The organism is Amycolatopsis sp. NPDC088138, assembly GCF_044741685.1.
GTDB lineage: Bacteria > Actinomycetota > Actinomycetes > Mycobacteriales > Pseudonocardiaceae > Amycolatopsis.
Window position 1 is genome coordinate 399753 of the sequence record NZ_JBIUTB010000005.1, and the last position, 21974, is coordinate 421726.

General features: G+C 72.8%; 21 protein-coding genes. 12 read left to right on the plus strand and 9 right to left on the minus strand.

The window, feature by feature from the left end; genetic code table 11:
• Position 1 precedes the first annotated feature (1 nt).
• Positions 2-634 carry a maleylpyruvate isomerase family mycothiol-dependent enzyme gene (locus tag ACIOD2_RS28385; protein WP_400544334.1) on the minus strand — a complete coding sequence of 211 codons (633 nt, stop codon included), beginning with the start codon at positions 632-634 and terminating at the stop codon, positions 2-4.
• Positions 631-1263: a cholesterol catabolism transcriptional regulator KstR gene (kstR, locus tag ACIOD2_RS28390; RefSeq protein ID WP_392762136.1), complete on the minus strand. Its 633-nt coding sequence runs from the start codon at positions 1261-1263 to the stop codon at positions 631-633. Before kstR ends, ACIOD2_RS28385 begins: the two co-directional genes overlap by 4 nt.
• 146 nt (positions 1264-1409) lie before the next feature.
• Here kstR and ACIOD2_RS28395 point away from each other — a divergent pair, with 146 nt between their 5' ends.
• From ACIOD2_RS28395 to ACIOD2_RS28405, 3 genes are all read left to right on the plus strand, one after another.
• Complete coding sequence (locus ACIOD2_RS28395) at positions 1410-3455, plus strand: acyl-CoA dehydrogenase family protein (RefSeq protein ID WP_400544337.1); 2046 nt, start codon at positions 1410-1412, stop codon at positions 3453-3455.
• Between the two features lie 522 nt (positions 3456-3977).
• Complete coding sequence (locus ACIOD2_RS28400) at positions 3978-6722, plus strand: DEAD/DEAH box helicase (protein ID WP_400544338.1); 2745 nt, start codon at positions 3978-3980, stop codon at positions 6720-6722.
• On the plus strand, positions 6722-7882 hold the full coding sequence (locus ACIOD2_RS28405) for an SWIM zinc finger family protein (protein WP_400544341.1): 1161 nt from the start codon (positions 6722-6724) through the stop codon (positions 7880-7882). Before ACIOD2_RS28400 ends, ACIOD2_RS28405 begins: the two co-directional genes overlap by 1 nt.
• Here the strand turns inward: ACIOD2_RS28405 and ACIOD2_RS28410 are convergent.
• Positions 7876-9108 (minus strand): alpha/beta hydrolase, encoded by a 1233-nt coding sequence (locus ACIOD2_RS28410; RefSeq protein ID WP_400544344.1) that lies wholly within the window; start codon positions 9106-9108, stop codon positions 7876-7878. The genes ACIOD2_RS28405 and ACIOD2_RS28410 overlap by 7 nt on opposite strands.
• A gap of 65 nt (positions 9109-9173) precedes the next feature.
• Here ACIOD2_RS28410 and ACIOD2_RS28415 point away from each other — a divergent pair, with 65 nt between their 5' ends.
• Positions 9174-10562, plus strand: coding sequence for a wax ester/triacylglycerol synthase family O-acyltransferase (locus ACIOD2_RS28415; protein ID WP_400544347.1), 1389 nt, complete (start codon positions 9174-9176; stop codon positions 10560-10562).
• Here ACIOD2_RS28415 and ACIOD2_RS28420 read toward each other — a convergent pair.
• The gene (locus tag ACIOD2_RS28420) at positions 10543-11043 is read right to left on the minus strand and encodes a nitroreductase family deazaflavin-dependent oxidoreductase (RefSeq protein ID WP_400544350.1); all 501 of its coding nucleotides are present in this window, start codon (positions 11041-11043) and stop codon (positions 10543-10545) included. The two genes, ACIOD2_RS28415 and ACIOD2_RS28420, sit on opposite strands and share 20 nt — an antisense overlap.
• Before the next feature lie 9 nt (positions 11044-11052).
• Positions 11053-11937: an alpha/beta fold hydrolase gene (locus ACIOD2_RS28425; RefSeq protein WP_400544353.1), complete on the minus strand. Its 885-nt coding sequence runs from the start codon at positions 11935-11937 to the stop codon at positions 11053-11055.
• 86 nt (positions 11938-12023) lie between these two features.
• On the opposite strand from ACIOD2_RS28425, the gene ACIOD2_RS28430 reads away from it, so the two are divergent.
• The 6 genes from ACIOD2_RS28430 to ACIOD2_RS28455 all read left to right on the plus strand — a co-directional run bounded on the left by ACIOD2_RS28430 (position 12024) and on the right by ACIOD2_RS28455 (position 17384).
• On the plus strand, positions 12024-13070 hold the full coding sequence (locus ACIOD2_RS28430; protein WP_400544356.1) for an acyl-CoA dehydrogenase family protein: 1047 nt from the start codon (positions 12024-12026) through the stop codon (positions 13068-13070).
• 4 nt (positions 13071-13074) lie between these two features.
• Positions 13075-14229 carry an acyl-CoA dehydrogenase family protein gene (locus ACIOD2_RS28435; RefSeq protein ID WP_400544359.1) on the plus strand — a complete coding sequence of 385 codons (1155 nt, stop codon included), beginning with the start codon at positions 13075-13077 and terminating at the stop codon, positions 14227-14229.
• Positions 14226-15143, plus strand: a complete 918-nt coding sequence (locus ACIOD2_RS28440; RefSeq protein WP_400544362.1) for a bifunctional MaoC family dehydratase N-terminal/OB-fold nucleic acid binding domain-containing protein — start codon at positions 14226-14228, stop codon at positions 15141-15143. Before ACIOD2_RS28435 ends, ACIOD2_RS28440 begins: the two co-directional genes overlap by 4 nt.
• The gene (locus ACIOD2_RS28445; protein WP_400544365.1) at positions 15140-15526 is read left to right on the plus strand and encodes a MaoC family dehydratase; all 387 of its coding nucleotides are present in this window, start codon (positions 15140-15142) and stop codon (positions 15524-15526) included. The genes ACIOD2_RS28440 and ACIOD2_RS28445 overlap by 4 nt, the downstream gene beginning before the upstream one ends.
• Positions 15523-16692, plus strand: coding sequence for a lipid-transfer protein (locus ACIOD2_RS28450; RefSeq protein ID WP_400544368.1), 1170 nt, complete (start codon positions 15523-15525; stop codon positions 16690-16692). The genes ACIOD2_RS28445 and ACIOD2_RS28450 overlap by 4 nt, the downstream gene beginning before the upstream one ends.
• A 140-nt stretch (positions 16693-16832) precedes the next feature.
• On the plus strand, positions 16833-17384 hold the full coding sequence (locus ACIOD2_RS28455; protein WP_400544371.1) for a DUF5134 domain-containing protein: 552 nt from the start codon (positions 16833-16835) through the stop codon (positions 17382-17384).
• Here ACIOD2_RS28455 and ACIOD2_RS28460 read toward each other — a convergent pair.
• Positions 17357-18256, minus strand: coding sequence for a LysR family transcriptional regulator (locus ACIOD2_RS28460; RefSeq protein ID WP_400544374.1), 900 nt, complete (start codon positions 18254-18256; stop codon positions 17357-17359). The two genes, ACIOD2_RS28455 and ACIOD2_RS28460, sit on opposite strands and share 28 nt — an antisense overlap.
• 93 nt (positions 18257-18349) lie before the next feature.
• On the opposite strand from ACIOD2_RS28460, the gene ACIOD2_RS28465 reads away from it, so the two are divergent.
• Entirely contained in the window at positions 18350-19093 is a 744-nt protein-coding gene (locus tag ACIOD2_RS28465; protein ID WP_400544377.1) for an alpha/beta fold hydrolase, read from the plus strand.
• Complete coding sequence (locus ACIOD2_RS28470; RefSeq protein WP_400544380.1) at positions 19090-19953, plus strand: oxidoreductase; 864 nt, start codon at positions 19090-19092, stop codon at positions 19951-19953. Before ACIOD2_RS28465 ends, ACIOD2_RS28470 begins: the two co-directional genes overlap by 4 nt.
• On the opposite strand, the gene ACIOD2_RS28475 is transcribed toward ACIOD2_RS28470, so the two are convergent.
• The 3 genes from ACIOD2_RS28475 to ACIOD2_RS28485 all read right to left on the minus strand — a co-directional run bounded on the left by ACIOD2_RS28475 (position 19950) and on the right by ACIOD2_RS28485 (position 21965).
• Positions 19950-20402: a riboflavin kinase gene (locus tag ACIOD2_RS28475; RefSeq protein ID WP_400544383.1), complete on the minus strand. Its 453-nt coding sequence runs from the start codon at positions 20400-20402 to the stop codon at positions 19950-19952. The two genes, ACIOD2_RS28470 and ACIOD2_RS28475, sit on opposite strands and share 4 nt — an antisense overlap.
• A 92-nt stretch (positions 20403-20494) precedes the next feature.
• On the minus strand, positions 20495-21118 hold the full coding sequence (locus ACIOD2_RS28480) for a histidine phosphatase family protein (protein ID WP_400544394.1): 624 nt from the start codon (positions 21116-21118) through the stop codon (positions 20495-20497).
• 1 nt (position 21119) lies between these two features.
• Positions 21120-21965, minus strand: a complete 846-nt coding sequence (locus ACIOD2_RS28485) for a MaoC/PaaZ C-terminal domain-containing protein (RefSeq protein ID WP_400544397.1) — start codon at positions 21963-21965, stop codon at positions 21120-21122.
• Positions 21966-21974 lie beyond the last annotated feature (9 nt).

The following is a 21974-nucleotide window of genomic DNA, read 5'->3' on the forward strand; positions in this document are numbered from 1 at the left end:
CTCAGCGGGCGTCCCTGTTCCGGGGGCGCCCGCCGGGCCACGGGCCCAGCTCCGGCAGGTCGCCGGTGAGGCCGCTGCCACTGTCCCTTCCGGACAGCCACGCGGCGAGGGCGCGCGGCGGCCCGGTGACGATCGCGTCGTCCGGCAGGCGTTCCTTGAGGAAGCCGACGGCGTGCTCGCAGAACTCACCCGGCCAGTCGTCGGGGGTCGCGGCATCGAGGTCGACCGCGTGGATCCACACTTCGCGCCAGCGGGCGAACACCGTGCTGGACAGCTTGCCGTCGCGGTAGTTCACGGCCTGGTCCCAGTCGGTGACCCGGGCCCACGCCGCTTCGAGCCGTTCGGAGTGCTCGCGCAGGGCGCTGCGGTGCTCGGCGGCGGTCCGGCCCGCGGTCGCCTCGATGATGGCGTCGCGGTCGTGCGTCGCCGGGTCGTACAACGGGATCAGGACGCCGAGCAGGGCCTGCTCCACGAGGTCGGCCAGCGCTCGCCCGGCGTCCGTGACGTGGGCCAGCACGTGCCCGCGCGTCCAGCCCGGCAGCTTCGTGGGCGCGCCGACCTCGGCGTCGGTCAGGCTGCTCAGCGCCCGGTAGAGATGGCGGTGCGCGTCGGCGGCCTCCGCCGTCGGGATCACTTGTCGAGCAGCAGGTGGACCGACAGTTCGAGGCGGTTCGCGACGTCGGCGGCCGACGCGCGGCGGGTCACCCACGCCACCAGGTTCGCCATCCAGACGTCCGCGACGACGTGGAAGATGTCGCGGTCGGCCTCGGTCGGGTCGGTGATGCCCATCGCCTGGGCGAACATGTTCTCCATCAGCCGGCCGACCTGCTCGACCTCGGCCGCGGCGGACGTGTCGGCGAACATGAACGCGCGCACCATCGCCTCGGTGAGGTGCGGGTCGCGCTGCATCAGCCGGGTGTTGCGGCCGAGCACGAACATCAGCCGCTCGGCCGGGGTCTCACCCGGGATGGCCTGGCGCTCCAGCTTTTCCTGCGCCCGCTCGAACTCGCGCGCCAGCCCGGAGACGAGCAGGTGGATCTTCGACGGGAAGTACCGGTAGAGGGTGCCGAGGGCGACGTCCGCCTTCTCCGCGACGGCCCGCATCTGGACGGCGTCGTAGCCGCCTTTCGAGGCCAGCGCGAGGGTCGCGTCGATGATCCGGCGACGGCGGTCGCGCTGGGCGGCCGAACCGAGCTCGTCGGCGCCGATCGCGCTCAGCCCGTTACCGCGCGCCTTGGTCGGTGCCTTGGCCTTGCCGGGCATCGGCTTCCCCCGTCCTTCGGAACTTGTTCCAGTTCACGACGTAGAGTACCTGTCCTGGCGAAACGTTCAACCAATGACCCACTGGCCGAAAAACTGTAACACGTTCTACACTCGCGAGTAGCGTCCCCTAAACGCGAGGAGCCTCGATGCCGGTCGCGCTCACCGACGAACAGGCCGCCCTGGCCGCGGCGATCCACGCCTGGTCCGCCGGCCGCCGGCCGATCGAGGCCGTCCGCGCGGCGGAAACCGGCCCGCCGGCCGGGATTCCCGCGGGCTTCGCCGATCTCGGCCTGTTCGGCGTGGCGCTGTCCGCCGCCGTGGGCGGGGCCGACGGCAGTATCGCCGACCTGGCCGCCGGGCTCGCCGCGGCCGCCGAAGACCTGGTGCCGGGCCCCGTCCTGAGCACCGCCCTGGGCGGTCTCTTGCTCGCTTCGGCGGCCGAAGCCAAGGAGCTGCTCCCGGCGCTCGCCGAGGGGACGGCGACGATCGCGGTGCTGCTGGACGAGCCCGCCGACGGCGTCCTCGTGCCCGGTGCGCACCCGGACGCCTGGCTGCTGGTGCCGTCGGGCGACGGGCACGTGCTGCTCGCGCCGGGCAGCCCCGGCGTCACGATCGAACCGGTGGCGCCGTTCGACTTCTCGCGGCCGCTGGCGCGTGTGAGCATCTCCGGGGTTTCCGGTGAGCTGCTGACGCTGCCGCCGGTGGCCGGGCTCGCGGCGACCCTGGCCGCGGCCGAGGCCGCCGGGGTGGCGCGGCGGACGCTGACCATCGCCGTCGAGTACGCCAAGGTCCGCGAGCAGTTCGGTCAGCCGATCGGGGGATTCCAGGCGATCAAGCACCTGTGCGCCGAGATGCTCTGCCGCGCCGAAGCGGCCGAAGCGCTGGCCTGGGACGCCGCGAACGGGCAGCACCCGGTCTCGGTGGCGAGCGCGGCCGTGGTCGCCCTCGACGCCGCCGTCGCCAACGCCAAGGACTGCGTCCAGGTGCTCGGCGGGATCGGCTTCACCTGGGAGCACGACGCCCACCTCTACCTGCGCCGGGCCGTCGCGCTGCGGCAGTGGCTCGGTGGCTCCGGGCCGTGGCGGCGCCGCGCGGCCGACCTCACCCTCGACGGGACCGAACGCACGCTCGGTGTCGACGTCGGGGACGACGTCTCGCTGCGTGACGAGGTCGCCCGGATCGCTTCGCTGCCCGAAGCCGGCCAGCGGGTCGCGCTGGCCGACGCGGGGTTGCTGACGCCGCACTGGCCGGCGCCGTTCGGCCGCGGCGCCGACGCCGCGGCCCAGCTGCGGATCGACGGTGCGCTCGCCGCCGCCGGTATCCATCGTCCGGACCTGGTCATCGGCGCGTGGGCGGTCCCGACCATCCTCGAGCACGGCAGCGACGAGCAGCGGGAGCGGTTCGCCCGGCCCACCCTGCGAGGCGAGCTGACGTGGTGCCAGCTGTTCAGCGAACCCGGCGCCGGGTCCGACCTGGCCGCGCTGCGGACGGCGGCCCGCCGCGTCGACGGCGGCTGGCGGCTGAGCGGGCAGAAGGTGTGGACGTCGCTCGCCCGCGAAGCCGACTGGGGGATCTGCCTGGCCCGCACCGACCCGGACGTGCCGAAGCACAAGGGCATCACGTACTTCCTGGTCGACATGCGCGCCGAGGGCATCACGACGCGGCCGCTGCGCGAGATCACCGGCGAGGCCGTGTTCAACGAGGTCTTCCTCGACGACGTCTTCGTGCCCGACGCCGACGTCGTCGGCGAGCCGGACGGCGGCTGGCGGCTGGCGCGCACGACCCTGGCGAACGAGCGGGTGGCCCTCGGCGGCGGCTCCGCGGTGGGGGAGAGCGTGCAGCAGCTGGTGTCCACAGTGGACGCCTCGGCCCTGGACGACGTGGCCCGCGACCGGCTCGGCGAGCTGGTCGCCCAGGGTGTCGCGGGCTCGGTGCTGGACCTGCGGGCGGCCCTGCGCCGCCTCGGCGGCCAGGACCCGGGCGCGGAGTCGAGTGTCCGGAAGCTGCTCGGGGTCCAGCACCGCCAAGACGTCGCGGAGTTCGCCCTGACCCTGGCCGGCCCTTCCGCCCTGACGGCCGAGGGTGCCGCCCAGCACGAGTTCCTGCTGACCCGCTGCCTCTCGATAGCGGGCGGCACGACCCAAGTCCTGCGCAACCTCACCGCAGAACGCCTGCTAGGCCTCCCGCGCTGACAACCACGCGAGTTCGGGCTCCGGTCTCGTGTGTCGTCCCTCCAATCACGAGTGTCGACCTCCCCATCACGTGAGTCGACCCTCCAATCACAAGTGATGCCTCGCCAATCACGCGAGATGCCCGCTCAATCACGAGTGATGCCCGCTCAATCACGAGTGATGCCCGCTCAATCACGCGAGATGCCTCGCCAATCACGTGGGATGCCCGCCCAATCATGTGAACCGACCCTCCGAGTGCGCGAGCTGACCCTCCAGGTGCGCGAGCCGACCCTCTGGGTATGTGAGCCGACTCTCCGGTACGTGAGCCGACTCGCCGGGTACGCGAACCGACCGTCCGGGTGCGCGAGCCGACCCTCTGGGTATGTGAGCCGACTCTCCGGTACGTGAGCCGACTCGCCGGGTACGCGAACCGACCGTCCGGGTACGAGATTCCGCGGGTGAGTTGCGCGACGAGACGGTGCGAACGGCCCGTTCGTGCCGCCGGGCCCGAAACTGTCGGGGCCGTGTTCTAGCGTTGCGGGCGTGGAGTTCAGCGCACAGACCCAGGCCACCTACCTTCCCTCGGACCCGCCGAGGGAAGGCGTGCTGGCGTTGTGGGGCGAGGGCGTCTCCGGCGGCACCACGATCGAGCTCGTGCTGCCCCGGGGCGGGAAGTTCGCGCGGACGAAGGTCGACGCCGAACTGGTCCCGCTCGAACGTGCGCTGCCGCGGCTGCTGACCGTGGGGGAGGAGGCGAGCCCGGCCGTCGCGGCTTGGTCGGCGGCCGTCAACGCCGGGGTGAACCTCGTCGCCCGCGGGCGACTTCGTCCGGGTGTGACCGCCGGCGGGGTCGGGTCGTGGCGGATCGGCCCGTTGGACGCCGCGGACGAGGAACTGCTGCGCGGGCTCGCCGGCGCGTTGCCGCCGGAGGCTTACGCGCTGCCGTTGACCGGGCTGAAACGCATCCGGCTGCACTCGCCGGACTCCCTGGTGCGCGCCCTCTGGGACGCGACGGCCGACCTGCTGGTGCGCAGCCCGGCGGCGCCGGTCGGGGCGGGTGCCCCGGCGTTCGCCGCGCGGGAGCCGGCGCTGCTGGGCCCGGACGGCGCGGCCTGGCTGGCCGAGCTGGAGGAGCGCGAGCCGCGGGGCGCTCAGCTCATCCTGCGGGTCGAGGCGCGGGGTGAAGACGCGTTCGCCGGGGTGCTGGCGGTGCGCAGCACGGCCGAGGCGAGCCTGGTGGTGGAGGCGGCGACCCTCTGGGACGCGCCGGACGCGGTGCTGAACCGGCTCGGCGACCAGGTGGAGACCCAGTTGCTGCTCGGCCTGCGTCGCGGCGCGCGGGCGTGGCCGCCGCTGGGCCGGGTGCTGGCCGAGTCCGCGCCCGCGGAGCTGCCACTTTCGGACGACGACGTCGTCGACCTGCTCACCGACGGCAGCCGTGACCTGGGCGGCGCCGGGATCGAGGTGCTCTGGTCGAAGGGCCTGTTCGCGGGCGAGGTCAAGGCGAAGGCGAGCGCGACGCAGGCGCCGGCGAGCGTCACGGGCCCGGACTTCGCGCTGCGGACCATGCTGGAGTTCCGCTGGCAGCTCAGCCTGGGTGGCGAGCAGCTGACCGAAGCCGAGGTCACGGCGCTGGCCGAGGCGAAACGGCCGCTGGTCCGGCTGCGGGGCCAGTGGGTCCGCGTCGACCCGCAGCTGCTGGCCAAGGTCCGGGGCCGCAGCCGCAAGCTCGAAGCGGGCGAGGCGCTGGCGGCGGCGCTCACCGGCGAACTGGAGCTGGACGGCGAACGGGTCGAGTTCGCGGCCCCGTCGGTGTTGGGCGGGCTGGCCGAGCGTCTCCGCGACCGCCCGGGCGACCTGCTGAGCCCGCCACCGGACCTGCAGGCGACCCTGCGTCCGTACCAGCAGGCGGGCCTCGCGTGGCTGGCGACGATGACCGGCCTCGGCTTGGGCGCGTGCCTGGCCGACGACATGGGCCTCGGCAAGACGATCCAGCTGATCGCCCTGCACCTGCACCGCCGATCATCGCCGGCACCGGCGGGGCCGACCCTCGTCCTCTGCCCGACGTCCCTGCTCGGCAACTGGGAACGCGAGTTCGCCCGCTTCGCGCCCCACATCCCCGTCCGGCGGTTCCACGGCGGCAGCCGGCACCTCGACGACCTCGCGCCCGACGAGGTCGTCCTGGCCACCTACGGCGTGCTGCGCCGCGACCGCGAGACACTGTCCGAAGTGGACTGGGGACTGGTCGCCGCGGACGAGGCGCAGCACGTGAAGAACCCCCTGTCGGCCACGGCCAAGGAGCTGCGCAAGATTCCCGCGCAGGCACGGGTGGCGCTCACCGGCACCCCGGTGGAGAACCGGCTCACCGAACTGTGGTCCATTGTGGACTGGACGACGCCCGGGCTGCTCGGCCCGCTCGACCGCTTCCGCCGCACGGTGGCGCGGCCCATCGAGCGCGACCGGGACAAGGCGGTGACCGAGCGGCTCGCCACGACCGTGCGGCCGTTCCTGCTGCGGCGCCGCAAGAGCGACCCGGACATCGCCCCCGAGCTGCCGCCCAAGACCGAGACCGACCGGTTCGTCCCGCTGACCGCCGAGCAGACCACGCTGTACGAGGCCGTGGTGCGGGAGAACCTGGCCGAGATCAAGGAAACGCAGGGCATCCAGCGGCGCGGGCAGGTGCTGCAGCTGCTCACCGAGCTCAAGCAGATCTGCAACCACCCGGCGCAGTTCCTCAAGGAACCGCACGGCGCGCTCGTCGGCCGGTCGGGCAAGCTCGCCGCGTTCGAAGAGCTGCTGGACGTCATCCTCGACGAGGGCGAGAGCGTGCTCGTGTTCAGCCAGTACGTCCAGCTGTGCAAGCTGCTCCGGCGGCGGCTGGAGGACCGCGGGCTGCCCGCCGAGCTGCTCTCCGGCGAGAGCTCGCCGGGGCAGCGCCAGGACATGGTCGACCGGTTCCAGGCCGGGGAGATCCCGGTGTTCCTGCTCTCGCTGAAGGCCGGCGGTGTCGGCCTCAACCTGACGAAGGCCACGCACGTGATCCACTACGACCGCTGGTGGAACCCGGCGGTGGAGGACCAGGCCACCGACCGCGCCTACCGGATCGGCCAGGACCGGCCGGTCCAGGTGCACCGGCTGATCGCCGAAGGGACGCTGGAGGAGCGGATCGCCGTCGTGCTCGAGAAGAAGCGCGGGCTGGCCGAGTCGATCGTCGGCGCCGGGGAAGACTGGATCACCGAACTGTCCGACGACGAACTGGCCGACCTGGTGCGGCTCGGGAGCGGGTGATGCCGCCGCGCCGCACGTTCGGCACCACGTGGTGGGGCCGCGCGTGGGTCGACGCCCTGGAGCAGCGCGCGAAGCTCGACCCCAACCGGCTCCCGCGCGGGCGGACGTACGCGCGCAAGGGCACGGTCAGCGAGCTGACGGTCGGTGCCGGGGCGGTGAGCGCCCGCGTGCGGGGCAGCCGGCCCCAGCCGTACCGGGTGACGATCACCATGCGCACCTTCACCGACGGCGAGTGGGACACCCTGCTGGGCGTCGTCGGCACGCAGCTCGGGCACGCGGCGGCGCTGCTCGACGGCGAGCTGCCGGGCGCGCTCGCCGAGCAGGCGCGCGAGGCGGGCGCCGACCTGCTGCCGGGGCCGGGTGACCTGCGGCCGCGGTGCTCGTGCCCGGACTCGGCGAACCCGTGCAAGCACGTCGCCGCGGTGTACTACCTGGTCGCCGACGAGGTGGACCGCGACCCGTTCGTGCTGTTCCTGCTGCGCGGTCGTCCCCGCGCGGACGTGCTGGCCGAGCTGCGCGCCCGCCGTGCGCCGGCGCGGGGAGAGCGGCCGAAACTGCCGAAGCTCACGGACCAGGGGCTCTCGCCGAAAGCCGCCTACGCCCGGCGGCCGGGTGCCATCCCGGCGCTGCCGCCGCCACCGCGCGTCGCGGGACCACCGGCGGTGCTGGACCTGGACCCGCCGGCCAGCACGGGCTGGACGGCGGCGGCGCTGTCCGCGCTGGCGGCGGACGCGGCCTCCCTGGCCCGCGACCTCCTGGTCGGCGGCGCGACAGCGGCGGAGCTGACGTTCGAAGAGGACCTCGCCCGCCGTGCGGCCGGCCGCACCGCCGCCGAGGTCACCGCTCTGGCCGAAGCGGCGGCGGTGCCACCCCGCGACCTCGCCCGTTGGGCCGAAGCCTGGCGAGAAGCAGGCCGCGGCGGCCTGACGGCCTTGCGTGAGACCTGGCAACCGGGCCCCGGCCCGCTGTCCGAGGCCCAGGCCGTCCTGGCCGAGGCGGGCCTGCCGGGAGCACCCCGAGCCTGGCGCAACCGCCTCACCCAGGGTGGCATCCAACTCCGGTACGGCCGCGACGCCCGCTGGTACCGCTTCGTACGGTCAGGCACCGAGTGGCGCCTGGACGGCCCACCCTCGGCGAGCCCGGTGGACCTGGCCTACTGAGCCGCCTTCCACTGCAGATACGTGTGGTCCAGGAACCGCGCCACCCCGCGTACGACGTGGGCGCTCCGCACCGAGGTGAACACGTCGAACGCGTGCTGCGCCCCCGCCAGCTCCGCGTACGCCACCGGGTTCTTCGACTTCTCCCGCAGCCGCCGGACGAACTCCCGCGCTTCCCGGACCGGCACCAGGGAATCGTCACGGCCGTGGATCACGAAGAACGGTGGTGCGTCCGAAGAAACACGATCCAGCGGTGACGCCGCGATGTAGTCGTCCAGGTGGTGCACCGGGTCCCGGTCGGCCGCGAACACCCGCCGGGCCAGCAGGCTCTCCAGGCGGTACTTGCTCGCCGGGGAACCGGACGTCGCCGCGAAGTCGTACACGCCGTAGTGCGGCGCGGCCGCCTGGACGCTCGTGTCGACGTCCTCGAAACCCGGCTGCAGCGCCGGGTCGTTCTGGGTCAGCGCCAGCAGCGCCGACAGGTGCCCGCCCGCCGAGCCGCCCGTCACCGCGACGAACCGAGGGTCGCCGCCATAGGCCGCGATCTCCGAGCGGATCCACGCCAGCGACTGCTTCGCCGCGACGATGTGCGCCGGCCAGCGGTGGGTCGGCGAGAGCGGGTAGTTGATCGCGACGCACACCCAGCCGCGCCGCGCCAGGTAGCGCATCAGCGGCCGGCCCTGCTCCTCCTTGTTGCCGATCACCCACGCACCGCCGTGGACCTGCAGCAGCACCGGCGCACCGGTCACCGGCTCGGACGGGCGGTAGACGTCCAGCAGGAAACGCTTGCCGCCCGGGGCGTAGGCGATGTTGCGGTCGACCTTGACGTCCGGCGCGCCCATCCGGAACGGCAGCGCCAGCTCGCTCCACGGCAGGCCCAGGTCGGAGCGGCCCAGCTCCTCCGCGTAGTCGTCGCCGAGGGCCTCGCGAAGGGCGCGCTCGATCTCGTCGCGGGCGCCGTGGCCGGTGCGGATCGACGCGCCGAGGCCCACCGCTGTGGCCGCGGCCAGTCCGAGACCCACCTGCGTCGACCGGTTGCGCGCGCCGTGGCGCGCCAGGTGGACGGCCGTGTCCGCGGCCGTCAACGCCAGGAACTGGGGCGCGAGCTCGCTCGTCAGCCACCCGGCGAAGAACGCCGGGACCGACGTCGAACGGGCCCGCAGCGGGCGGAGGGCGTTCGCGGCGAGACCGAGCTGGACCGCACGGCGGATCAGGAAGTTCGGCTGCACCCCCGCCATGGTACCGACGAGTAGGGTGACGCGCCGCTCACGGGAAGTGGCTTAGGCTGACGGGCATGCAGAGACTGAGCGGCCTCGACGCGAGCTTCCTCTACCTCGAGACGTCGTCGCAGGTCCTGCACGTCTGCGGCCTGATGACCCTCGACGGCTCGACCGTCCCCGGCGGCTACACCTTCGCGAAACTGAAGCAGCGCCTGGAAGAACGGGTCCGGGTGATCCCGGCATTCCGCCGCAAACTGCACAATACACTCTGGAACCTCAGCCACCCGGTGTGGGTCGAGGACGAGGACTTCGACCTCGACCACCACGTCCACCGCATCGGCGTGCCCGCCCCCGGCGACCGCGCCGAGCTGGCCGAGCTGTGCGCGCACATCGCCGGGCAGCAGCTCGACCGCGCGTACCCGCTGTGGCAGCTCTACGTCATCGAAGGCCTGGAAAACGGCGAGATCGCGGTGCTGCTGAAGATGCACCACGCGAGCGTCGACGGCGTGAGCGGCGCCAGCCTGATCACCTACCTGGCCGGCCTCGAACCCGACGCGCCGGCACCGGAGGTCACCGAGCGCGCCAACTCCGGCGTCCCGGCCGGGTTCGACATCCTGCGCTCCAGCGTCTTCAACGTCGTGAAGGGGCCGCTGGAGGTCGCCCGGCTGCTGCCGGACCTGCTGGAGCTCGTCCCGCGCTGGCTCGGGAAGGCGTTGCAAGGCAAGGGAATGCCGATCCCGTTCACCGCGCCGAGGACCTCGCTCAACGGCACGATCACCGGCCACCGAAGCGTCGCGTACGCCCAGCTCGACCTCGACGACGTCAAGCACGTGAAGAACGCCTTCGGCGTCACGGTCAACGACGTCGTGCTCGCGCTGGTCGCCGGCGCGCTGCGGGAGTTCCTGTCGGAGCGGGGCGAGCTGCCGGACGACCCGCTGGTCGCGACCGTCCCGGTGTCGGTGCACGACCGGACCGAACGCGACCACGGCAGCAACAAGGTCTCCGCGTTCTTCGCCTCCCTGCCGACGCACCTGGCCGACCCGGCCGCGCGCGTGTTCTTCCTCGCCGAGGCCAACCGGCTGTCGAAGGACCACCACTACGACATCGACGCCGACATGCTGCAGGACTGGGCCCAGTTCTCCGCGGCGACGGCGTTCGGCATGGCCGTACGCGCCTATTCGGCGCTGCGGCTGGCCGAGAAGCACCCGGTGGTGCACAACCTGGTCGTCTCCAACGTGCCCGGGCCGCCGATGCCGCTCTACCTGCTCGGCGCGCGGATCACCGGCCTCTACCCGCTCGGGCCGGTCTTCCACGGCGCCGGGCTGAACGTCACCGTGCTGTCCAACGCGGGGAAGGTGCACGTCGGCCTGCTCGGCGCGCGCGAGCTGGTCAAGGACCTCTGGCCGCTCGCCGACGCCCTCCCGGACGCCCTCGCGGAGCTGCTCAAGGCCGCGCCGGGCTGAGCACCACGACCGGGATCTCCCGCTCGGTCCACGCCTGGTACTTCGCGAAGTCCGCGTACAGCTCGACCAGCCGCGGCCAGAGTTCGGCGCGCTCCTCCGGCCCGGCGACCCGCGCCGTGACGGGGACGTCTCGGCGGCCCTTGAGGTGGACGCGGGTTCCGGGGTGCGCGACCAGGTTGAAGTACCACTGCGGGTGCTTGGGCAGGCCGCCCTGGGACGCGACGATGACGACGTCCTCACCGGAGCGCAGGTACAGCAGCGGGGTGGTGAACAGCCGCCCCGACCTGCGCCCGCGGTGCTCCAGCAGCAGCGTCGGCACCGGTTTGCGGAACCCGGCGCCGACCCGCCACTTGCTGCCGACGCGCCCGCCGGTCAGCCGGAAGACCGCGACCTGGGCCTTCGCCCCGTACTTCATCGCCGCCGCGGTGACCGGTGAATCCAGGCCGTCGGGGGCCTGTTCGGGCAGGCTGAAGCGTCCCATGTGAACTCCTTAGCGAGCGTGCACCGACGTGACCGCGGCCAGCAGCGCGGGCACGAACTTGGCGGCGGCCAGGACGCACGCGGCGTGCCCGGCCGGGATCTCGTAGGTCGCCGCGTCCGGGATCCGGCGGGCCAGGGCGCGCTGGTGGTCCGGGGCGATGAACCGGTCCCGGGTGGTCACGACGACCGCGGTCGGCAGCCGCAGCGTGTGCAGCCACGGCGTCGAGTCGAAGCGGCCGATCTCGTCGACGGCGACCGCGATCTCCCACGGCGTGGTCGAGCGGAACTCCCGCAGCGCCCACCGGTGGTCTTCGAGCCGCGCCAGCTGTTCGCGGCGCGGTTCGCCGGGGATCGTCCCGAGCCGGATGCGTTCGCGCAGCTGCGTCAACGTCCGCCCGAAGACGTCGAGCGCGACCCGCTGGCGCAGGCCGCGGCGGAAGTTGCTGGCCGTCGAGCAGAGCACCAATCCGGTAACACGTTCTGGTTCCGCGTGCGCGACCAGCTGGCCGACCATCCCGCCCATCGAGTAACCGCCGACGGCGAACGGCCCGATGCCCAGCGCGTCGGCGACGGCGGTGACGTCGGCGGCGCAGTCGGCGAGCCGGAACTCCGGCGAGCGGATGCCCTGGCCGTGCCACCGCTGGTCGAACACGACGACCCGGTAGTGCTGCGCCAGCCGTTCGAGGGCCGGGTACCAGGTCAGCAAGCCGGTGCAGGCCACCGAGTGCAGCAGGACGAGCGCGGGCGCGTGCCGCGGGCCGACGTCGGTGACGACCGTCTTGCCGCGGCCGGGCAGGTCGAGGGGGACCGGGTCGGGTACGCCGGCGGTCGGCGGCACGGTGACCAGCCGCCGGGTCGCGCGCCAGCCTGCGCTGCCCGGTTCGATCACCGGCATTCCGCTCCTCCAAGGGGTTGCCGTCCAGGACGTTTACGGCTAAGACTAGAACAGGTTTCAGTATTGCGCCGATCCGGAGGACAGGCGTGGACTTCACCCTTGACGATACGCAGACGGAGATCAGCGCACTCACCGCGAAGGTGCTGGGCACCGACGACCCCTGGCGTGCCCTCGCCGACGCGGGCTTGCTGGCGCTCGCGTTGCCCCCCGACCTGGAGGGCGACGGCTTGGGCGTCGCGGAGGTCGCCCAGGTGCTGACCGAGGTCGGTCGCGCCGCCGTGCCTGTGCCCGCCTACGCCGCGCTCGCCCTGGGGGTGCTGCCGGTGGAGACGCTCGGCACGCCCGGGCAGCGCGCGCAGCTGCTGCCACCGGTCGCGGCCGGGGAGGCGCTGCTCACCGCGGCATTGCACGAGCCGTCCGCGCCCCTCACCGCCCAGCCGGCGACGACCACCCGGGCGAGTGACGGCCATTGGCTGCTCAGCGGCGTGAAGACGGCCGTCCCGTACGCCGGGGAGGCCGCCCGGATCCTGACGCCCGTGACGACCCCGAGCGGCACCGCCGTCTTCCTGGTCGACCCGCGCGCCGACGGCGTCACGCTGGTCCCGACCCGCAACTCCGCCGGGACGCCCGAGTGCACGGTGCGCTTCGACGACGTCGCCGTCGAGGAGTCCGATCTGCTCGCCGATCAGGGCGCGGTCGCGACCCTGCACCGGTTCGCGCTGGCCGGCGCGCTGTCCCTGGGTGACGGCCTGCTGGCCGGGGCGCTCGCGCTGACCGTGAAGCACGTCGGCGAGCGGGCCCAGTTCGGCCGTCCACTCGCGACGTTCCAGGCGGTGGCCGGCCAGATCGCGGACGTCTACGTCGCCGCGCGGACCGTGCACCTGGCCGTGACGTCCGCGGTGTGGCGGCTGGCTTCGGGTCTCGACTCCGGCGCCGAACTGGACGTCGCCGCCTACTGGCTCGCCGAGCAGGCGCCGGTCGCGCTGGCGACCTGCCACCACCTGCACGGCGGCGTCGGCGTCGACGAAACCTATCCACTGCATCGGTATTCGTCGCTGGTGAAAGATCTCGGCCGGGCGCTCGGCGGCACCGCGCACCGGCTCGGCAGGCTCGGCGAACGAGTGGCGGGGTGAGCGGATGCACGTCGAACTGACCGCGGCGCAACGGGAACTGCGCACCGAGCTGCGCGAGTACTTCGCCGGGCTGATCAGCCCGGAGGAACGCCAGGCGATGCGGCGAGAACGCCACGGGCCGGTGTTCCGCGAGATCGTCGCCCGGATGGGCCGCGATGGCCGGCTCGGCGTCGGCTGGCCGGTCGAATACGGCGGCCAGGGCTTCGGCGGGATCGAGCAGCACCTGTTCGTCGACGAGGCCTCGCGCGCCGACGTCCAGCTGCCGTCGGTGACGTTGCAGACGGTCGGGCCGACCCTGCAGCAGTACGGCACCGACGAGCAGAAGTCCTTCTTCCTGCCCAAGATCCTGGCCGGGGAGATCCACTTCGCCATCGGCTACACCGAACCCGAAGCCGGCACCGACCTCGCGGCGCTGCGGACGACGGCCGTGCGCGACGGCGACGAGTACGTCGTCAACGGCCAGAAGATCTTCACCACCGGCGGCCACGACGCCGACTACCTCTGGCTCGCCGTGCGGACCGCGCCGGACGCGCCGCGGCACAAGGGCATCTCCATCCTCATCATGGACACCAGCGACCCCGGCTACTCGTGGACGCCGATCATCACCTGCGACGGCGCCCACCACGTCAACGCGACGTACTATTCGGACGTTCGCGTGCCGGTGAACCGGTTGGTGGGCAAGGAGAACGAGGGCTGGCGGCTGATCACCACCCAGCTCAACCACGAGCGGGTCATGCTCGGCCCGGCCGGGCGGATCGGCGGCCTGTACGACCGGCTCCACGCCTGGGCCTCGGCCCACGCGCTGCTGGACCTGCCCGACGTGCGGGCCGTGCTGGCCGAGACCCTCGCCGTGGCGCGGGTCAACGAGCTGCTGAACTGGCAGGTCGCCGTGTCCGCGGCGAGCGCGCCGGTCGTCGTCGCCGACGCGTCCGCGACCAAGGTGTTCAGCTCCGAGGTCATCCAGCGGATCGGCCGGTTGACGGAGGAGCTCGTCGGACGGCACGGCGACCTGGCCGATCCGGACACCGCCGAGCTGGCGGAATGGCTGGACCTGCAGGCGAAACGCAACATCGTGCTGACGTTCGGCGGCGGGGTGAGCGAGATCCAACGGGAGCTGATCGCGTCGATCGGCCTGGGACTGCCGAGGGTGCCACGATGAACGACCAGGACATCATCGATACCGCGGACAAGATCGCCGCCCGCGGCGAGTGCGCGCCGAGGCTCGCGCGCGACCCGGTCAACCAGGCCATGGTCAACAACTGGACCGAGGCCATCGGCGACACGAACCCGGTGTACACCGACCCGGAGTTCGCCGCGAAGAGCGTCCACAAGGGACTGGTGGCGCCGCCCGCGATGGCGCAGGTGTGGACGATGGGCGGCCTGAACGTCCCGCGCGGCACCGACGACCCGCTCGGCCTGATGATGGAGCTGCTCGACGAAGCCGGGTTCACCTCGGTCGTCGCGACCAACTCCGAGCAGACTTACCACCGCTACCTGCGCCACGGTGAGCAGGTCGAGGCGCGGACCGCGCTGGAAAGCGTGGTCGGGCCCAAGAAGACCGCGCTGGGCGAAGGCTGGTTCGTCACCACCCGCGTGACCTGGTACGTCGAGAGCGAACCGGTCGCGGAGATGATGTTCCGGGTGCTCAAGTTCCGCCCGCCCGCGCCGAAGCCGCCGCCGGCCCCGGTGCTGCGGCCGGTGATCAGCAAGGACACCGAGTTCTTCTGGGACGGCCTGAAGGCGGGCGAGCTGCGGATCCAGCGCTGGGGCGAGACGCTGCGCCACCCGCCCGGCCCGATGCCGCCGGACGGCGACCTCGACGCCAAGCCGGACTACGTCGTGGCGAGCGGCCGCGGCACGGTGTTCAGCTACGTCGTGCACCACCACCCGCCGGTGCCCGGGAAGACCCTCCCGTTCGTCGTGGCGCTCGTGGAACTGGAGGAGGGTGTCCGCGTGATGGCCGAACTGCTGGACGCGGCGCCGGAGGAGGTCCACATCGGACTCCCGGTCGAGGCCGCCTTCGTCACCGTGGACGACGACCTGACCCTGCCCGCCTGGAAGGTGGCCCGATGACCGTCGCCGAAGGAACCGAGCTGCCGCCGCTGACGATCGAGGCGACCCCGACGTTCGTGGTCAGCACCGCGCTGGCCACCCGCGACTTCCAGGACGTCCACCACGACCGCGACTCCGCGGTGAACCGCGGCTCGAAGGACATCTTCCTCAACATCCTCACCGACACCGGCCTGGTCCAGCGGTTCGTGTCGGAGTGGGCCGGGCCGGAGGCCTTGATCCGGTCGATCAAGATCCGGCTCGGCGTGCCGTGTTACGCCTACGACACGCTGACGTTCACCGGCCGCGTGCTCTCGTGTGAAGGCCGGGACGCCGTCGTGGCGGTGTCCGGTGTGGACAGTCTCGGCGAGCACGTCGCCGGGACGGTGGAGGTGACGCTGCCGTGACGCTCTCGGGCAAGGCGGCCATCGCCGGCATCGGCGCGACCGAGTTCTCGAAGGACTCGGGACGCACCGAGCTGCGGCTGGCCGCGGAATGCGTGGCGCACGCACTGGCCGACGCCGGGCTCCGGCCGTCCGATGTGGACGGGCTCGTGTCCTTCACCATGGACGGCAACGCGGAGATCGCGCTCGCGCGCGAACTGGGCATCCCCGAACTCAAGTTCTTCAGCCGGATCCACTACGGCGGTGGCGCGGCGGCGGCGACCGTGCAGCAGGCCGCGATGGCCGTCGCGACCGGGGTCGCCGACGTCGTGGTCGCCTACCGCGCGTTCAACGAACGCTCGGGCATGCGCTTCGGCCAGGTGTCCTCGGCCGCCGCCGGCCAGGTCAACTCCTCCGGCGTCGACAACGCCTTCCACTACCCGATGGGCATCGCGACCCCGGCGGCCACCGTCGCCATGGTCGCGCGGCGCTACCTGCACGACTACGGCGCCACGAGTGAGGACTTCGGCCGCATCGCGGTGCTCGACCGCAAGCACGCGGCGACCAACCCGAGCGCCTGGTTCCACGGCCGGCCGATCACCCTCGAGGAGCACCAGGGGTCGCGCTGGGTGGCCGAACCGCTGCACCTGCTCGACTGCTGCCAGGAGAGCGACGGCGGGGTCGCGCTGGTCGTCACCAGCGTCGAACGCGCTCGCGACCTGGCCCACGCGCCCGCGGTGATCGCCGCGGCGGCGCAGGGGAGCGGGCCGGACCAGTACGTGATGACCAGCTACTACCGCGACGACCTGGCCGCGCTGCCGGAGATGGGCGTGGTGGGCCGCCAGCTGTGGGCGCAGTCCGGGCTCGGACCGTCCGATGTGGACGTCGCCGTGCTGTACGACCACTTCACGCCGTACGTCCTGATGCAGCTGGAGGAGCTGGGCTTCTGCGGGCGCGGCGAGGCGAAGGACTTCATCGCCGACGGCGCGCTGGAGCTGGACGGCGAGCTGCCGCTGAACCCGCACGGCGGCCAGCTCGGCGAGGCCTACATCCACGGCATGAACGGCATCGCGGAGGGTGTCCGGCAGCTGCGCGGGGACGCCGCCAACCAGGTGCAGGACGTTTCCCATGTGCTGGTCACGGCGGGGACGGGAGTGCCGACGAGCGGGCTCGTCCTCACGAGTGACTGACGGTCCCCCTTGTGGGTCAACGGGTGTCACCTCATTGACGGCTGGTGTGCGTCCCCGCCGGATGTCACGGTGGAGGAACCATCCGCGACGCACAGTGAGGCCGCCATGCGTGAACCCGCCGAGCCGCCCGCCGTCGCGTGATGGCGGGCGTGGACTGGGCGCTGACCGTGGTGTTCGCCGCGCTGGCGCTGCCCTGCCTGCTGCGGCTGGTCCGCCTCGACTACGTCCGCCTCGGCCACGGCGTCCGCAACGGCGACCTGGCCGAGCTGCTGCTCGTCGTCGCGATGGTGGCGATGCTCTCGCCGGTCGGCGGCCCGATCCCGGCGGCCGGCTGGCAGGCGGTCCTGGTGCTGACGGCGGGCTGGTTCGCGCTCGCGTGGTGGCGCGGGCGGCAGTCCGGCTGCGCGCACCACGCGCTGTCCGCGGCGGCGATGCTCTACATGGTCACGGCGATGCCGCACGACGGGATGGCGCACGGGCCGTGGCTGACGATGTCCACAATGGACGCCCGGCTGGCCGCACCCCTGGTCGCGGTGGCCGTGGCGGCCTACTTCGTCTTCGACGCGGCGCGCACGGGCGTGCTCATGGTGCGGGGGCCCGCGGTCGCGGTGTCCGGCCACGCGTCGCGCGCGGCCTGCCGGGTGGTGATGGGCGCCGGGATGGGCTACATGCTGCTCGCGGCGGCGCTGTGAACCAGGAGTTCTTGCGCTGACCGCACGAATTCCCCGGCGAGCGGGTCGGTGTCCGTGGTGCGGGTGGCGGCGACGACCTGACACGGCTCGGCGTCCTCGAGCGGGACGGCGACCACGTCGGGACGCAGGGTGTGGCGCCGGTCGCCGGCCGGGACGACGGCGATGGCGCTGCCCTCGGCGACGGCCTCGAGTTTGTCCGCGTAGGTCTCGGCCAAGGTGGGACCCACCGGCGCGGGCGCGCTGTCCGCCCGGGGTTCGAGCCGCCAGAAGCTCGTCCACGCGGCGCCCATGCCGGTACAGCCCACGAGCGGTTCGGCGGCGATGTCGCCGGCGGTGACCGACTCCTTCCCGGCGAGGCGGTGCGACGCGGGCACAAGCAGGACCCGCGCCTCGGAGTACAGGACCGTCACGTCGAGGTCGTCGGCCGGAATCGGCAGCGGGGTGCGGGTGACCAGCACGTCGACCTGCCGCTCGAGCAGCATCGAGGCGTCCTGTGCGCCGAGGTGCCGGGTGCGGACGTGAGCGTCGGGATGGCGACGGCGCAGGTCACGGACGGCAGGGGTAATGACGAGGTCGTCGGTGTATCCGATGGTGACCGTGCGCGCCGCGGCCTGCGCGGTGACGACCGCCTGCTCGGCGCCGTGCAGCAGTTTCCGGGCCTGGGGCAGGAAGGCCGCACCGGCGGCGGTGAGGCGGCTGCCCTGGTTGGTGCGGTCCAGCAGGCGCACGCCGAGGGTGTTCTCCAGGCGCTGGATCTGCCGGCTCAAGGCGGGCTGGGCCACGTGCAGCTCGGCGGCCGCCCGGGCGAAGTTCAGGTGCTCGGCGACGACCGTGAAGTACCGGACCAGCCGCAGGTCCAGATCGGGAGACACATCCGCAGCGTAATCCTCGTGATGCATTTCCGGCATGACGACGTGCGAAACCGGTCTTGGACGCCCACGCCGGCCCGGTGCTGTCCTGTCCGTATGACCACTGTTTTCGTCCACGGCGTCCCGGTGACGTCCGCCGTGTGGACCCCGCTGAGCACCGAGCTGCGCCGCGACGTGGTCCGGCTCTCGCCGCCCGGCTTCGGCGCCGCTCTCCCCGCGGGCTTCGGGGCGACCTTCCTCGACTACCGGGACTGGCTCGTCGGCGAGCTGGCGCACTTCACGACCCCGGTGGACCTGGTCGGCCACGACTTCGGCGGCGGTTACGTGCTGGAAGCCGTGCTGGCCCGTCCCGACCTGGTGCGCAGCTGGGTCAGCGACACCGTCGGCGGCTACGAACCGGGCTTCACCTGGCACGAGATCGCGAAGATCTGGCAGAAGCCGGGTGACGGGGAACGCCACCTCGAGGAAACGTTCGCCGGCGACGTCGCCGCGCGCACGGCGCGCATGATCGAGTGGGGCATCCCGGAGCCGGCGGCCGGCGCGGTGGCGCTCGGCCAGGGCCCCGAGATGGCCAGGGCCATCCTCGCGCTGTACCGCTCCGTACCCGAGAACACGCTGGCCGAGCGCGGGCGCCGGCTGCCCGAGGCCGCGGCCCGGCCCGGGCTGGTTCCCGTCGCCACCGACGACGTCACCGCCGGCAGCGTCGCCCTCCGCCACCGCGCCGCCGAGCGCGCCGGCGCCCGGGCCGTCGACCTCGACGGGCTCGGTCACTGGTGGATGCTCCAGGACCCGGCCCGGGCCGCCCGGATGCTCTCGGACTTCTGGGACGGCCTGTCGTGACCACTGGAGTCCCTGATCAGACCGGCCGGACCGCGATCGTCACCGGCGGCAGCAGCGGCATCGGCAAGGCCACCGCGGCAGCACTGGCCGCGAAGGGAGCCCGGGTCATCCTCGCCGTGCGCGACCAGGCGCGGGGTCGCGCCGCCGCCGCCGAGCTGGGTGGTCTCGCCGAGTCGCGCCCGCTGGACCTCGGCTCGCTGGCCTCGGTCCGGGAGTTCGCCCGCACGGTGGACGGGCCCGTCGACTACCTGATCAACAACGCCGGCTCGATGACCGGGACCCGGCAGCACACCGCCGACGGGTTCGAGAGCCAGTTCGGCGTCAACCACCTCGGGCACTTCGCGCTGACGAACCTGCTCCTGAGCCGGGTCACCGGGCGGGTGATCACCGTGTCCTCCACCAACTACCGCAAGGCGCACCTCGACTTCGCGGACCTGCAGTGGCAGCGACGGCCCTACCGGCCGTTCGGCGCCTACGGCCAGACGAAGCTGGCCAACCTGCTGTTCACCCGGGAACTGCAGCGCCGCCTGGACGAGGCGGGCTCGCCGATCCTGGCCACGGCGGCGCATCCCGGCTGGGCGGCCACCGGCTTCACCATGACCACCGGACGGCGTGTCCTCGACCGCGCGCTCGCGCTGGGCACGCGGCTACTGGCCCAGCGTCCCGAAGGGGGAGCGCGGCCGATCCTCCTGGCCACCGTCGGCGACGTTCCCGGTGGCAGCTTCTCCGGACCCAGGTTCGGGGTACGCGGCCCCGCCGCTCTCGAGGAGCTGTCCGGTGAAGCACTCGACGAGGACGTCGCGCGACAGCTCTGGGAGGTGTCCGAACGACTTACCGGGGTCGAGTTCCCCCGGCCCTAACCCTGGACGCGCCGGACCTCGCCGAGCGGGCTGTCCCCGGGTTCCGGCAGCGAGGCGGCGGGGTGCTCGGCCGTCCACTGGGTCGCGACGGCGATGTCGTTCTTCAGCGCGGTGATGAGGTCCTCGGCGGAGGAGTAGGCCTGCTGGTCGCGCAGGTGGGCGCCGAGCCAGACGACGAGCGTCTCGTCGTAGAGGTCGCCGGTGAACTCCAGCAGGTGCGCTTCGAGCAGCCGGTAGCCGTCGGCGCCGTAGTAGGTCGGCCGCCGCCCGACGGACACGGCCGCCGCGACGCGGGTGCCGTCCCCGCGCTGTACCCAGCCGGCCCACACGCCGTCCCCGACGGAGCCGTCCTGGTCGCGGAGCGCGACGTTGGCGGTGGGAAAGCCCAGCTCCCGGCCGCGCTCGTCACCGTGCTCGACCGTGCCCCGCACCACGAAGTATTCCGGCATCGTGTTCCGTCCTCCCGAGGTCGCTCCCCGTCCACGGTAGCGCGCCGGTGACCGCGCGATCACCCCGTGGACGGGGGTGACGCGGGCCACTGTCAGAGGTGCCCGGTGTCGTTCAAGGTGTGCAGCGTCCGGTTGCGGAACCGGTCGTCCTCGTGGAGCACGGTGATGCCGCCGCTGCTCGCGCGGAACGCCGCGTAGGCGCAGGCCGCGACGGGCAGGCCGAGCCACGCGGCGACGACCCAGCTCAGCGAACCGCCGTGGGTGACGACGATCTGGTGCGCGCGGTCGCTCGAACCGATGTGGCCCACGGCGCGGTACACCCGGGTGACCCACTCGAGCTTGGTTTCGGCGCCCTCGACGCCTTCGTCGTGGTCGAGCCGTTCCCCGGTCGCCGGAGGTGGGACAAAACGCTCGTCCAGCCACGATTGCGGCCGTCCGCCCGCGATGCCGTAGGACTTCTCGCGCAGACCGGGAAGCAGGTTCGCCCGCACGGCGAACAGGCGCGCGATCGGCTCGGCGGTCTCGACGGTGCGCCGCAGATCGGAGCTGTACAGCTCGACCTCGACGCCGGGTGGGATCAGCTCGCGCAGTCGCCGGGCGATGGCCGCGGCCTGGTCGTGACCGCGGCCGGTGAGGGCCGAGTCGTACCAGCCGCCGACCAGGCCTTCCACGTGGTGGGTGGCCTCGGGGTGGGTGACGACGTAGAGCCGGCGCACCTCAGGTGAACGTCAGGACCGTGTCCGCCAGCACCGGTGCGTCCTCGCGCTCGACGGCCGACGTGCTGACCAGCAGGCGATCGTCTCCTCGCCACACCCGGGTGCGCAGGGTCTCGCCCGGGAACACCACTCCGGCGAACTTCGTGGCGAACGAGCCGACCCGAGAGGGGTCGCCGTCGAGGAACTCGTTGATCAGGACCCGGGCCACCACGCCGTACGTGCACAAGCCGTGCAGGATCGGGCTCGGGAAGCCCGCGGCCGAGGCGAACGCCGGGTCCGCGTGCAGCGGGTTGCGGTCACCGCACAGGCGGTAGAGCAGCGCCTGCTGCGGCAACGTCGGCGTCTCGAGGACGAAGTCCGGGTCGCGGGTCGGCCAGTCGATGCGGTCCGAGGGTCCGCGCGAACCGCCGAAACCGCCCTCGCCGCGGGCGAAGATGCTCGACCGGGCCGTCCACAGAGGACGGCCGTCGGCCGACGTGACGTCGACCTCCTGGACGATCACCGCCGCCTTGCCCTTGTCGAAGACGTCCGCGATGCGCGAGTGGGCGACCGCCTTGCCTTCGACCGGGATCGGCCCGTGCAGGGTGATCTCCTGCTTGCCGTGCAGCACCTTCGCCAGGTCGATCTCCACCCCGGGGAACGACAGGGCCGGCGGCTCGAACACCCGCAGGTTGGCCGCGACCGTCGCGAACGTCGGGACGACCACCAGGTCACGTTCGTAGGTGTAGCGCAGCTCGTCCGGGCCCGCGCCCAGCGCCAGGTGGTAGAGCAGCACGTCCGACGACGTCCAGGCGAAGCTCACTTCCCCGATTTCGGCGCCGATGGCGACGGCGGGATCGATGGGCACGAGGTGCTC

Excerpts from the sequence above, each read along its gene's own strand:
- ACIOD2_RS28415 (WP_400544347.1), top strand. The coding sequence starts at position 9,174 with ATGCAGAGACTGAGCGGCCTCGACGCGAGCTTCCTCTACCTCGAGACG.
- ACIOD2_RS28395 (WP_400544337.1), top strand. The coding sequence starts at position 1,410 with ATGCCGGTCGCGCTCACCGACGAACAGGCCGCCCTGGCCGCGGCGATC.
- ACIOD2_RS28475 (WP_400544383.1), bottom strand. The coding sequence starts at position 20,402 with ATGCCGGAATACTTCGTGGTGCGGGGCACGGTCGAGCACGGTGACGAG.
- ACIOD2_RS28425 (WP_400544353.1), bottom strand. The coding sequence starts at position 11,937 with ATGCCGGTGATCGAACCGGGCAGCGCAGGCTGGCGCGCGACCCGGCGG.
- ACIOD2_RS28465 (WP_400544377.1), top strand. The coding sequence starts at position 18,350 with ATGACCACTGTTTTCGTCCACGGCGTCCCGGTGACGTCCGCCGTGTGG.
- ACIOD2_RS28405 (WP_400544341.1), top strand. The coding sequence starts at position 6,722 with ATGCCGCCGCGCCGCACGTTCGGCACCACGTGGTGGGGCCGCGCGTGG.
- ACIOD2_RS28435 (WP_400544359.1), top strand. The coding sequence starts at position 13,075 with ATGCACGTCGAACTGACCGCGGCGCAACGGGAACTGCGCACCGAGCTG.
- ACIOD2_RS28455 (WP_400544371.1), top strand. The coding sequence starts at position 16,833 with ATGGCGGGCGTGGACTGGGCGCTGACCGTGGTGTTCGCCGCGCTGGCG.
- ACIOD2_RS28440 (WP_400544362.1), top strand. The coding sequence starts at position 14,226 with ATGAACGACCAGGACATCATCGATACCGCGGACAAGATCGCCGCCCGC.
- ACIOD2_RS28420 (WP_400544350.1), bottom strand. The coding sequence starts at position 11,043 with ATGGGACGCTTCAGCCTGCCCGAACAGGCCCCCGACGGCCTGGATTCA.
- ACIOD2_RS28445 (WP_400544365.1), top strand. The coding sequence starts at position 15,140 with ATGACCGTCGCCGAAGGAACCGAGCTGCCGCCGCTGACGATCGAGGCG.
- kstR (WP_392762136.1), bottom strand. The coding sequence starts at position 1,263 with ATGCCCGGCAAGGCCAAGGCACCGACCAAGGCGCGCGGTAACGGGCTG.